Origin of the sequence: Streptomyces sp. NPDC006283, assembly GCF_040613325.1 — a bacterium.
GTDB lineage: Bacteria > Actinomycetota > Actinomycetes > Streptomycetales > Streptomycetaceae > Streptomyces.
Genome location: NZ_JBEXRZ010000232.1, coordinates 1 through 11360, shown reverse-complemented (window position 1 = coordinate 11360; position 11360 = coordinate 1). Strand labels below are relative to the sequence as shown.

10 protein-coding genes and 1 pseudogene are annotated in these 11360 nt (G+C 70.9%); 8 read left to right on the top strand and 3 right to left on the bottom strand.

The genetic code is table 11. The features are described from left to right. Nucleotides 1-432: pseudogene (locus ABZ070_RS31260) on the bottom strand (hypothetical protein); the annotation flags it as partial. A 176-nt stretch (nucleotides 433-608) separates the two neighbouring features. Between ABZ070_RS31260 and ABZ070_RS31255 the strand changes: the two are divergent. The 6 genes from ABZ070_RS31255 (at nucleotide 609) to cseC (ending at nucleotide 5976) form a co-directional block, all read left to right on the top strand. Further along, nucleotides 609-1262, top strand: a complete 654-nt coding sequence (locus tag ABZ070_RS31255; protein ID WP_356638724.1) for a phosphatase PAP2 family protein — start codon at nucleotides 609-611, stop codon at nucleotides 1260-1262. Nucleotides 1263-1420: 158 nt separating this feature from the next. Beyond that, the gene (locus ABZ070_RS31250; protein WP_356638722.1) at nucleotides 1421-2335 is read left to right on the top strand and encodes an A/G-specific adenine glycosylase; all 915 of its coding nucleotides are present in this window, start codon (nucleotides 1421-1423) and stop codon (nucleotides 2333-2335) included. A 215-nt stretch (nucleotides 2336-2550) separates the two neighbouring features. Continuing rightward, complete coding sequence (locus ABZ070_RS31245; RefSeq protein WP_356638720.1) at nucleotides 2551-3123, top strand: SigE family RNA polymerase sigma factor; 573 nt, start codon at nucleotides 2551-2553, stop codon at nucleotides 3121-3123. Further along, the gene (locus ABZ070_RS31240; RefSeq protein WP_356638718.1) at nucleotides 3111-3779 is read left to right on the top strand and encodes a hypothetical protein; all 669 of its coding nucleotides are present in this window, start codon (nucleotides 3111-3113) and stop codon (nucleotides 3777-3779) included. Before ABZ070_RS31245 ends, ABZ070_RS31240 begins: the two co-directional genes overlap by 13 nt. Before the next feature lie 21 nt (nucleotides 3780-3800). Continuing rightward, nucleotides 3801-4508: a two-component system response regulator CseB gene (gene cseB / locus ABZ070_RS31235; protein WP_356638716.1), complete on the top strand. Its 708-nt coding sequence runs from the start codon at nucleotides 3801-3803 to the stop codon at nucleotides 4506-4508. A gap of 70 nt (nucleotides 4509-4578) precedes the next feature. Continuing rightward, nucleotides 4579-5976, top strand: a complete 1398-nt coding sequence (cseC, locus tag ABZ070_RS31230) for a two-component system sensor histidine kinase CseC (protein WP_356638714.1) — start codon at nucleotides 4579-4581, stop codon at nucleotides 5974-5976. Between the two features lie 95 nt (nucleotides 5977-6071). On the opposite strand, the gene ABZ070_RS31225 is transcribed toward cseC, so the two are convergent. Continuing rightward, nucleotides 6072-7583: an MDR family MFS transporter gene (locus tag ABZ070_RS31225; RefSeq protein WP_356638726.1), complete on the bottom strand. Its 1512-nt coding sequence runs from the start codon at nucleotides 7581-7583 to the stop codon at nucleotides 6072-6074. A gap of 224 nt (nucleotides 7584-7807) precedes the next feature. Here ABZ070_RS31225 and ABZ070_RS31220 point away from each other — a divergent pair, with 224 nt between their 5' ends. After that, nucleotides 7808-8383 (top strand): helix-turn-helix domain-containing protein, encoded by a 576-nt coding sequence (locus ABZ070_RS31220; protein ID WP_356638711.1) that lies wholly within the window; start codon nucleotides 7808-7810, stop codon nucleotides 8381-8383. Nucleotides 8384-8402: 19 nt separating this feature from the next. Here the strand turns inward: ABZ070_RS31220 and ABZ070_RS31215 are convergent, their stop codons facing one another. Then, nucleotides 8403-9065, bottom strand: a complete 663-nt coding sequence (locus tag ABZ070_RS31215) for a M23 family metallopeptidase (protein ID WP_356638709.1) — start codon at nucleotides 9063-9065, stop codon at nucleotides 8403-8405. Nucleotides 9066-9627: 562 nt separating this feature from the next. Here ABZ070_RS31215 and dacB point away from each other — a divergent pair. Next, nucleotides 9628-11226, top strand: coding sequence for a D-alanyl-D-alanine carboxypeptidase/D-alanyl-D-alanine-endopeptidase (gene dacB / locus ABZ070_RS31210; protein ID WP_356638707.1), 1599 nt, complete (start codon nucleotides 9628-9630; stop codon nucleotides 11224-11226). Nucleotides 11227-11360: the final 134 nt, after the last annotated feature.

The window sequence follows — 11360 nt, the reverse complement described above, 5'->3', positions numbered from 1 at the left end:
GCCGCCCGCGCTGCCGGTGCCGCCGGCGCTGGTGCCGCCGGCGCTGGTGCCGCCGCCGGTGGCTGCGCCCGTCCCGCCCGTACCACCCGAACTCACCGAGCCGTTTCCACCGTTGCCGCCGTCGCCGCTGCCGGTGCTGCTGCCGTCACCCCCGCCGTCGCCGTCACCGCTGCCGGTGCCACCGTCCGACTCGTCGCGTCCGCCCGGCTGTTCGCTGATCGCGGGCCCCGACTGGTCGGGCCCGGGCGTGATCGAAGGCGCCGGGGCCTTGCCGTCGTCGCCCTGGTTGCTCGTCCCGCCGCCACCTCCCGCCGAACTCACGGCCCATACGATCAGCACCGCGAGCAGCGCGATCAACGACGCCGCGACTGCCCTCCGTCGCCAGTAGATGGAGGAGGGGAGCGGCCCGATCGGATTGCGCAGAGATCCCACGGCCCAAACTCTACGAGAGAACCGGGCCAACTCCCGCCCCACCCGCCGCCGTACTTCCCAAACTCTGCTGATCATCATCACGGCCCCTCCCCGTGAAGCCCGTTACTTTCGTCAGGGGTGGTCATGGCCGATCGCAGGGCGTGACGACTGCGGCAGAGAAGGTACGGTCCGTGACCATGGACAGCAGCCTGACCCGCGATCTCTACCGCGACATAGTCGACTTCGCCCACACGACCCCCTCCTGGACGCAACATCTCGCCGAACTCTGGACGGAGGCGGGGCTGTTGCTCTTCGGCCTTCTGTTCCTCGTGGCGTGGTGGCGGGCGCGGACCGGTGACACCCGCGCCCTGGGGCTCGCGGTGATCGCCCCGCTCGCGACGGCCGTCGGCTATGTCGTCAGCGAGTCGCTCAAGTCGGTCGTGGACGAGGAACGCCCGTGCCGCACGGTCGTGGACGCGGCAGCCTCGCTGGTGCCGTGCCCGCCGACCGGCGACTGGTCCTTCCCCAGCAACCACTCGGCGATCGCGGGAGCGGCGGCCGTGGCCCTGGCGATCGCGTGGCCGCGGGCGGCTCTGCTCACCGTCCCGATGGCGCTGCTGATGGCCTTCTCGCGGGTGTTCGTCGGCGTGCACTACCCGCATGACGTGCTGACCGGCCTGATCGTCGGCGCGGTCGTGGCGGCCGTGGTCGTCGCACTCCTGCTCCGCCCTGCGCGGGCGCTGCTGGGCACGATGCGGACGAGCCGGGCACCCCTGGTCGTCTGGTTCGCCGGGCCGGGCGAGCCGGCGGTCCCGGCCCCACGCCGGGAGACGTTCGCACCCCGCGCGTGAAGCGCTCCCTGGGCGAAGTCTGCCCCGCCGGCAATTGAGACGTGGGGGTGCCGGGGGCGGAGCCCCCGGTCGCGAGGGCCACGGACACGAACTCGTGGCTTGCCCGGCCCCCGCGTATGCGGCATCCGCACCGCCGGACGTGCCAGGATCGTTCTGCCATGACTGTCACTCACGAAACCCAGACGTCCCACACCGTCGACCCCGTCTCGCTCCACACCCCCGTCATCGCCTGGTTCGAGCAGCACGCCCGCGACCTGCCCTGGCGTCGCCCCGAGGCAGGCGCGTGGGGCGTGATGGTCAGCGAGTTCATGCTGCAGCAGACCCCGGTGAACCGGGTCCTGCCCGTGTACGAGCAGTGGCTGGCCCGCTGGCCGCGGCCGGCCGACCTCGCTCAGGAGGCGCCCGGCGAGGCCGTCCGCGCCTGGGGCCGGCTCGGCTACCCGCGGCGCGCCCTGCGCCTGCACGGCGCCGCGCAGGCGATAACGGAGCGTCACGGCGGCGAGGTGCCGAGCGATCACGCGCAGCTGCTCGCGCTGCCCGGCATCGGTGAGTACACGGCGGCGGCCGTGGCCTCGTTCGCGTACGGCCAGCGGCATGCCGTGCTGGACACCAACGTCCGGCGCGTCTTCGCCCGCGCGGCAACCGGTATCCAGTACCCGCCGAACGCGACGACCGCCGCCGAACGCAAGCTGGCCCGGCTGCTGCTGCCGGAGGAGGAGCGGACCGCCGCCCGCTGGGCCGCGGCGTCGATGGAGCTCGGCGCGCTGGTGTGCACGGCCAAGAACGAGGACTGTGCGCGCTGCCCGATCTCGGACCGGTGCGCCTGGCGGCTGGCGGGCAAGCCCGCACACGCCGGTCCGGCACGCCGGGGCCAGACGTACGCCGGTACGGACCGCCAGGTCCGCGGCAAACTGCTGGCCGTGCTGCGCGAGGCCGTGACCCCCGTGCCACGGTCGGCGCTGGACGCGGTCTGGCACGAGCCGGTGCAGCGGGCCCGGGCGCTGGACGGACTGGTCGCCGACGGACTGGTCGAGCCGCTGGAGAACAACCACTACCGCCTCCCGCACGGCTGAGCCGGGCCTGCGGCAACCGCCTATACCCCTCCTCCACCCCACCCCAAACATCCGCTGTTACACAACCGATGGATGGCCGTGCGCCCTCCGACGGCTGCCCCGCACAGTGCCGTGACAACGCCTCCGTAGCTTCTTGTGACGCAGGACGGACCACAGGAAACGCGCGAGAACGCGCAAGCACACAGAGCTTGGTCACGGGGACGGAGGCGGTTGGAATGGCGCACGGCGAGGTGCTCGAATTCGAGGAGTACGTACGCACCCGGCAGGAGGCGCTGCTGCGCAGCGCCCGGCGCCTCGTCCCCGACCCGATCGATGCGCAGGACCTGCTCCAGACCGCTCTGGTGCGCACCTACGGCCGCTGGGACGGAATCGCGGACAAGTCGCTCGCGGACGCGTACCTTCGCCGCGTGATGATCAATACGCGCACCGAGTGGTGGCGGGCCCGCAAGCTCGAGGAGGTCCCCACCGAGCAGCTGCCCGACGCGAGCGTCGAGGACGGCAGCGAGCAGCGTGCGGACCGCGCCCTGCTGATGGACGTGCTCAAGGTGCTGGCGCCGAAGCAGCGCAGCGTCGTCGTGCTGCGGCACTGGGAGCAGATGAGCACAGAGGAGACCGCTGCCGCGCTCGGCATGTCGGCCGGTACCGTGAAGAGCACGCTGCACCGGGCGCTCGCCCGGCTCCGTCAGGAGCTCGAGGCACGGGACCTGGACGCCCGCGCCCTGGAGCGCGACGACGCGCGGCGGGCCCATCGGCGTGACGGACGGGAGCAGGAGCGGTGCGCGGCCTGAAAGGCAAGGGCGGCAGCGGGAACAGGGCGGCGAGCGGTACGGCCACGGCCGGGCTCGTCGCCGTAGTCCTGTTCGCGGCGGGCTGCTCCACGGGGGGCACGGGGGTGCAGGACGAAGGGGCGGCGCCGTCGGAGGCGGCCGGCAAGGCCACGCCCTCCCCGGCGTCCTCGGGTGGTGCGGGACAGTTCACCGAGTCGGTCGACGCGGTCAAGCTGCTGATGGCCGACCCGAAGGTCAGTCCGCGGGTCAAGGCGGACCTTCGGCCGTGCGCCAAGGACTCGTATCCCGTCGACACCTCGTACGCCGTCCTCACGGGGAGCGACGCGCCGGACGTCATCGTCAATGTGCTGACCTGCGGGGACGCGGTCGGCATGGGCACTTATGTGTACCGGGAGAACGGAAAGGCGTACGAGAACGTCTTCTCCGTCGAGGAGCCGGCCGTCTACGCGGCGGTCGACCGGGGCGACCTCGTGGTGACCAAGCAGGTGTACGCCAAGAACGACTCCGTCGCGGAGCCGTCCGGCGAGGAAGTGAGCACCTACCGGTGGTCGGCCGGCAAGTTCACCCGGCAGTTCTGGGTGCGCAACGAATTCGGCAGAGCGGTCGGGGAGGGCGAGGTGGTCGCCTCCGAACCGTCTGCCCCGCCCAAGAACTGAAGGAACGGAGAGAGCAGCCGGATGGCCGAGACCCATGTCCTTTTCGTCGAGGACGACGATGTCATCCGCGAGGCGACCCAGCTCGCACTGGAGCGGGACGGCTTCGCGGTCACCGCGGTACCCGACGGACTGCTGGGCCTGGAGGCCTTCCGTGCGGACCGGCCCGACATCGCGCTGCTGGACGTGATGGTGCCCGGCCTCGACGGGGTGAGCCTGTGCCGCCGCATCCGCGACGAGTCGACCGTCCCGGTGATCATGCTGTCGGCGCGTGCCGACTCGATCGACGTCGTGCTCGGCCTCGAGGCCGGCGCCGACGACTACGTCACCAAGCCCTTCGACGGCGCCGTGCTCGTCGCCCGCATCCGCGCCGTGCTGCGCCGCTTCGGGCATGCGAACGGCTTCGCGGCGGGCGACGCGGCCGCAGGCGGCAGGCAGGAGCAGGGGGGCGAGCTGACCTTCGGCGACCTGGCGATCGACACGGAGGGCATGGAGGTGCGCAGGGCCGGTGAGCCGGTGTCCCTGACGCCGACCGAGATGCGGCTGCTGCTGGAGTTCTCGGGCGCTCCCGGCACCGTGCTGTCCCGCGACAAGCTGCTGGAGCGGGTCTGGGACTACGGCTGGGGCGGTGACACCCGGGTGGTGGACGTCCATGTGCAGCGCCTGCGCACCAAGATCGGCCAGGACCGGATCGAGACGGTCCGTGGCTTCGGCTACAAGCTGCGGGCCTGAGGCGCGCCTGTGAGAGCCGTCCCGGGAGAGCTGGAAGCCGCCGTATGAGAGCCGAGGGGAGTCCCACCGCATGAGGCGTCTCGTCCTGCGCACCGGCGTCCGCTGGAAGATCAGCATCGCCATCGCGGCGGTCGGCGCCCTGATCGCCATGGCGCTCAGCCTCGTCGTGCACAACGCCGCCCGGGTCTCGATGCTCGACAACGCCCGCGACGTGCAGATGGACCGTGTCCTGCTCGCCCAGCGCTGGTACGAGACCTCCAAGAACAAGGACCCGCGCTTCAACAGCAAGATCAACGATCCGGCGCTGCCGCACGAGCTCCAGCAGCTCATGCGGGAGAACCGGCGGGGCTCGTACGTCGACGAGGGCGACGACGGCACACCCGAGATCTGGGCCGCCGTGCCTCTCGCGAACGGCGACGTGCTCTCGCTGCGCACCGAATTCGCGGGCCGCAGCGCCGTCGTGATGCAGGACCTGGACCGTGCCCTGATCATCGGGTCCGTGTCGGTGGTGCTCGGCGGTTCCGCGCTCGGCGTCCTGATCGGCGGGCAGCTCTCGCGCCGTCTGCGCAAGGCCGCCGCCGCGGCCGGCAACGTGGCGCAGGGCAACCACGAGGAGCGGGTACGGGACGCCATCGGCGGCGTCGTACGCGACGAGACCGACGACCTGGCGCGGGCCGTCGACGCGATGACCGACGCGCTCAACGCGCGCATCGAGGCAGAGCGCCGGGTCACGGCGGACATCGCGCACGAGCTGCGCACCCCGGTCACGGGCCTGCTCACGGCGGCCGAGCTGCTGCCGCCGGGCCGGCCGACGGAGCTGGTGCGGGACCGGGCGCAGGCCATGCGAACGCTGGTCGAGGACGTGCTGGAGGTGGCAAGACTCGACAGCGCCTCCGAACGGGCCGAGCTGCAGGAGATCCAGCTGGGCGAGTTCGTCGGCCGCCGGGTCACCGCGGTCCACCCCGACGCGGAGATCCGCGTGGTGCACAGCTCGTGGGTCAACACCGACCCGCGGCGGCTCGAGCGCATCCTCGGCAATCTGCTCACCAACGCCGTCAAGTACGGCAAGGGGCCCATCGAGGTCACCGTCGAGGGCCGTGTGGTGCGCGTGAGGGACCACGGGCCCGGGTTCCCGGAGGCCCTGCTGCGGGAGGGACCGAGCCGCTTCCGTACGGGGGCGAGCGACCGCGCCGGGACCGGCCACGGCCTGGGGCTCACGATCGCCGCCGGTCAGGCCCGGGTGCTGGGGGCACGGCTGACGTTCCGCAACGCAGCGCCCGAGGGGGCGACGCCGCTGGGGGATTCCGGCGGTGCGATCGCCGTGCTGTGGCTGCCGGAGCACGCCCCGACGAACACCGGGAGTTACCCCATGCTCCCCCTGAGGGACCGGGAAGACCGAGGGCCGAAGGGCGTGAAAGCCCGCGGTAAGGCCTCCGACGGACCGAAGGGCGCGAAGGCCCGCGGGTGAGGCCCCGCCCGGGCGGGGCCTCACGGTGCAGCGCGCCGGGTCGAGCCGGTGGGCCTTCGGCTTTCACCCGGGTCCGCGGCCGGTCCGGACCGTTGTCAGACGGTCTCCGCGACCTTCGCCGTGGTGTCGCGGGCGCCCTCGTCCGGGCCGGCGTCCGCCGGGCCTGCCCCGCGCAGCGGCACCTCCTTGACGAAGAGCGCCGCCAGGAAGCCGATCACCGCCACGGCGCCGGCGACGAGGAACGCCGCGTGCGTGCCGGACGCGACGGCGAACTCGTAGGCCTCCCGGACGGGGTCGGGCATTTTCGCCAGGCTCGCGGCGTCCAGCTGCGCGGAGCCGGCAGTCGCCTGAGCCCCGCCGCGCGCCGCCATCTCGTCCTCGACGCGTGCGGTGAACAGCGCGCCCATGATCGCGACACCGAAGGAGCTGCCGAGGGTGCGGAAGAGGGTGGTGGCGGACGAGGCGACGCCCATGTCCTTCATCTCGACGCTGTTCTGTGCGACGAGCATCGTGATCTGCATCAGGAAGCCCATCCCGGCGCCGAGGACCGCCATGTAGATCCCCGATGTCAGCCGCGAGGTGCCGGTGTCCATCTGGGCGAGCAGGAACAAGCCCACGACCATCAGGGCGCCGCCCACGATCGGGAAGAGCCGGTACCTGCCGGTGCTGGTGGTGACCCGTCCCGCGACCATCGAAACGACGAGCATGGCCAGCAGCATCGGCAGCAGGAGCAGGCCGGAGTTGGTCGCGGAAGCGCCCTGCACGGACTGCTGGAACAGCGGCAGGAAGAGCACCGCGCCGAACATGACGAAGCCGGCGAGGAAGCCGATGACGGACATCAGCGTGAAGTTGCGACTGCGGAAGATGTGCAGCGGCATGATCGGCTCCGCGGCCCTGGTCTCGGCGAAGAGGAAGCCCACCAGGGAGGCCACGCCGATGGCGGTCAGCTCCATGATCACGGCCGAGTCCCAGGCGTACTCGGTGCCGCCCCAGGTGGTGACCAGCACGATCGCGGTGATGCCGACGGTGAGCAGCGCGGCTCCGAGATAGTCGATCCGGGCCGGCTTGCGTTCCTTCTTCGGGAGATGGAGCACGGCGGTGACCATGGCGAGGGCGATCGCGCCGAGCGGCAGGTTGATGTAGAAGCTCCAGCGCCAGCCGAGGTGGTCGGTGATGGTGCCGCCGGCCAGCGGTCCGCCGATCATCGCGATGGCCATGACGCCGGCGATCATCCCCTGGTAGCGGCCGCGCTCGCGGGGCGGTACCAGGTCTCCGACGATGGCCATCACGCCGACCATCAGACCTCCCGCGCCCAGTCCCTGTACGGCACGGAAGCCGATCAGCTGCCCCATGTCCTGGGCCATGCCGCTGAGTACGGAGCCGATCAGGAAGATCACTATGGAGACGAGGAAGACGCCCTTGCGGCCGTAGAGGTCGCCGAGCTTGCCCCAGATGGGGGTGGAGGCCGCAGTGGCCAGGGTGTACGCGGTGACGACCCAGGACAGATGCTCGAGGCCGCCCAGCTCACCGACGATGGTGGGCATCGCGGTGCCCACGATCATGTTGTCGAGCATGGCCAGCAGCATGGTGATCATGAGCGCGAGCATGACCACGCGCACACTCCGCTGCGGGCGTGTCCCGCCCGGGCCGCCGCCCGTGGCAGGGGCGTCCGCCTGCTTGCCCGCCTCCGCCGGTTCTCTGTTCTTCTCCACGATGGTCCCCGCTCCCCTGCCGACACTTACTTGCCGCCCGGCTAGTTGACTACACTGGGGGACGGTAGACCCGTAACTAGCCGGGCGTCAAGTAAGTTTTTCGGAGCCGGGAGAACAGCATGGGCACTCAGCAGCCGCGCAGGGGCAACACGCGCCAGCGCATCCAGGACGTGGCCCTGGAGCTGTTCGCCGAGCAGGGGTACGAGAAGACGTCACTGCGCGAGATCGCCGAGGCGCTCGACGTCACCAAGGCCGCGCTGTACTACCACTTCAAAACCAAGGAAGACATCCTGATCAGCATCTTCGAGGATCTGACCAGGCCGATCGACGAGCTGATCGAGTGGGGTCAGGAGCAGCCGCGGACCCTGGAGACCAAGAAGGAAGTACTGGTCCGCTACAACGACGCCCTGATGGCCGCCACCCCGCTGTTCCGGTTCATGCACGAGAACCAGGCGGCGATGCGGGAGCTCAGCATCGGCGAGACCTTCAAGAGCCGGGTGTTCACCCTGCTCGACCTGGTCAAGGAGCCCGGTTCGGACCTGGTCGACCAGGTCCGCTGCTTCAGCGCGCTGTTCACCATGCACGCGGCGACGTTCGCCCTCAAAGACGTCGAGGGCGACCCCGAGGAAAAGCGTGAAGCCATCCTCGAAGTCGCCCTCGATCTGATCACCCAGGCACACCACACCCGGGGCTGACACCTGCGTCAGGCGTGCGTCACAGGTTGACGCCGGCGGAACGCAGGAAGGCGGCCGGGTTGAGCGCCGAGCCGTAGTTCGGGGTCGTCCGGATCTCGAAGTGCAGGTGCGGGCCGGACGAGTTGCCCGTGTTGCCGGACTTGGCGATGTTCTGGCCGGTCTTCACCGTGGAGCCGACCGAGACGTTTATCTGCGACAGGTGCGCGTACTGCGAGTACTTGCCGTTGGCGTGCTTGATCACGATGGCATTGCCGTAGGCGGGGCCGTCGCCGCCGCCGTTCGGGCCGGCCTTCACGACGGTGCCGCCGTTGGCGGCCTTGACCGGGGTACCGACCGGAACGGCGAAGTCCTGGCCGGAGTGCTTTGCGGACCACATGGCGCCACCCTGCGCGAAGCTCGCGGTGAGCGTGTAGTTGCTGACCGGCTTCACCCACGACGGAGCCTTCTTGGCGGGCTTCTTCGCGGTCTTCGCCTTCGCGGCGCTCGCCTGGGCGTCGGCCTGGGCGGCCACGGCGGAGGCGGCGTCCACGACCGCCGGCTTGGACGCCTTGCCCGCATCGGCGGAGGCGACACCCGCACCGGCTCCGACGACCATCACGGCGCCCATTCCGGCGGCCACGAAAGCCCCACGGGTACGGAGCACGGACGGGCGGAACTGGTGGATCATGGTGCGCTTCGACATACGGGAGAACCTCCAGGCATGAATGGACCCGGCGTGCTCGCCGGGCTGGCTCCACATTGGTAACCCGTGCTCCCAAGTCGACTCAAACCCCCCATCTACGACATCACGTCGTAGTGAAGGCCGCGGAAATGCGGCTCTTGACTCCGCCCCGGAGGTCCCCCCGCCCCTCCGGAAGAGGACCGCTTATGCCCCACTCCGGACGGTTTAACCCCATGTCCGGGCCGTGGAGCCGCGGGACCGAGGACCTCCGGCCGCACCCGGCACCCACGGAGACCGAAGGTCCCGGGTCCGCCGACTCCACCTCATGGGACAAATCGGATTTTCACGTCACTAAGCCGCCTAGTAGGCCTAAAAACGCCTGTGCGCCTTGTCACGGAGCAGCCGCCCGCAGACCCCCAAAATCGTGAGCCAGGCCACGCCCGACAGCCGACCGAGAAGGCGGGAAAACGTCGGCGACAAGGGCATTTCTCGTGACCGGGGCCACAGAATTCGGCCCCGACACCGGCCGAAAAGCCGGTCACGCGTCCTTCCGCCGGGCAACCCGTTCCGGGATCCTCCTGCCATGAGCAGACCCGACACCCCTGCCCACCGACCGTTACGCCGCCGCGGCTGGATCTGGACTCTCGCCGCCGGGCTGGCCTGCACCCTCACCTGGAGCTCGCCCGCAGGGGCCGGCCCTTCCGACACCGGCCTCAAGGGCGCACTCGACAAGGTGCTGTCCGATCCCCGGATGGACGGCGGGGCGGTGAGCGTGGTCGTCGCCGACGCCGCCACCGGGGAGCGCCTCTACCAGCGCGACGCCGGCGACCGCCTGATGCCCGCCTCCAACACCAAGCTCGCCACGTCCGCCGCCGCCATGGCCGTCCTCGGCGCCGACCACCGCTACACCACCGATGTGCTGACCACCGGCAAGCGACGGGGTTCGACCCTCGTGGGCGACGTGTATCTGCGCGGGAGCGGCGACCCGACCATGCTCGCCGGGGACTACCAACGGCTCGCCGCCGACCTCGCCGCGTCCGGCATCAAGCGCGTCACCGGACGCCTCGTCGCCGACGACACCCACTTCGACGACCAGCGGCTGGGCCGTTCCTGGGCGGCGGACGACGAGTCCGCCTACTACTCCGCACAGATCTCGGCGCTCACTGTGGCCCCGGACACCGACTACGACGCCGGAACGGTCGTCGTCGAGGTGACACCGGGCGCCGGACCCGGGGACCGCCCCCGGGTGAAGCTGACCCCTCCCACCGACTACGTGCGCCTCGACATCAGCGCCACCACGGTCGAGAAGGGCCGGCCGGACACAGTGACCGTCGGGCGGGAGCACGGCTCCAACACGCTCACGGTCAGCGGGGACGTCCCCGTCGGCTCGGCGGCCACCAAGGAGTGGATCGCGGTCTGGGAGCCGACGGGCTATGCGGCCGCTGTGTTCTCGGACGCGCTGGCCGAGCACGGTGTACGGATCTCCGGCAGCCCGCGCACGGGGCTGCCGACCCCGCCCGGCGCTCGCACACTCGCCTCGCACCGCTCCATGCCCCTCAAGGAGCTGATGCACCCCTTCATGAAGCTCTCCAACAACATCCACGCGGAGGCCCTCACGAAGTCCATGGGCCGCAAGACCGCCGGGCGCGGCACCTGGGACGCCGGGCTCGCCGCGATCGGGACCCAGCTGGAGAAGGAGGGCGTCTCGACGTCCGACCTCCGCCAGGCCGACGGCTCCGGGCTGTCCCGGATGAACGTGTTCCCGGCCGAGGAGCTGGCGACGCTGCTGCTGTCCGTGCGTGACGCACCGTGGTTCGCCGACTGGTACGCCTCCCTGCCCGTGGCGTGCGCCCCGGACCGCGCTGTCGGCGGGACGCTGCGCTCCCGCATGTGCAGTACACCGGCCGCGCTCAACGCCCGCGGCAAGACCGGCTCGCTCACAGGGGCGTCCGCCCTGTCGGGATACGTCACCGACGACGCCGGACGCGAACTCGTCTACAGCGTCGTCCTGAACAACTACCTCGCCCCCTCGGTGAAGAGCATCGAGGACGCGGTCGTGGTCACCCTGGCCTCCTCGGACACCGCCGCGGGCGACATCGTGCCCTCGTCCGTGCGGGGCACTCGCAGCGCGGAGCCGGACGCGTCCCTGGAATGCGCCTGGCGCAAACCCCTGCACTGCTGACCGGCGCCCCGTGAGCGCCCCGGCCGGCCGGGAAAGCCGTCATCGGGCCGGGCTCGGGAATCCGATCAGCACGGCACGCGGAGCCCGACGGCTGGCGCGGTGAAATCCGCGACGGCGAGGTCGTCGTCACACAC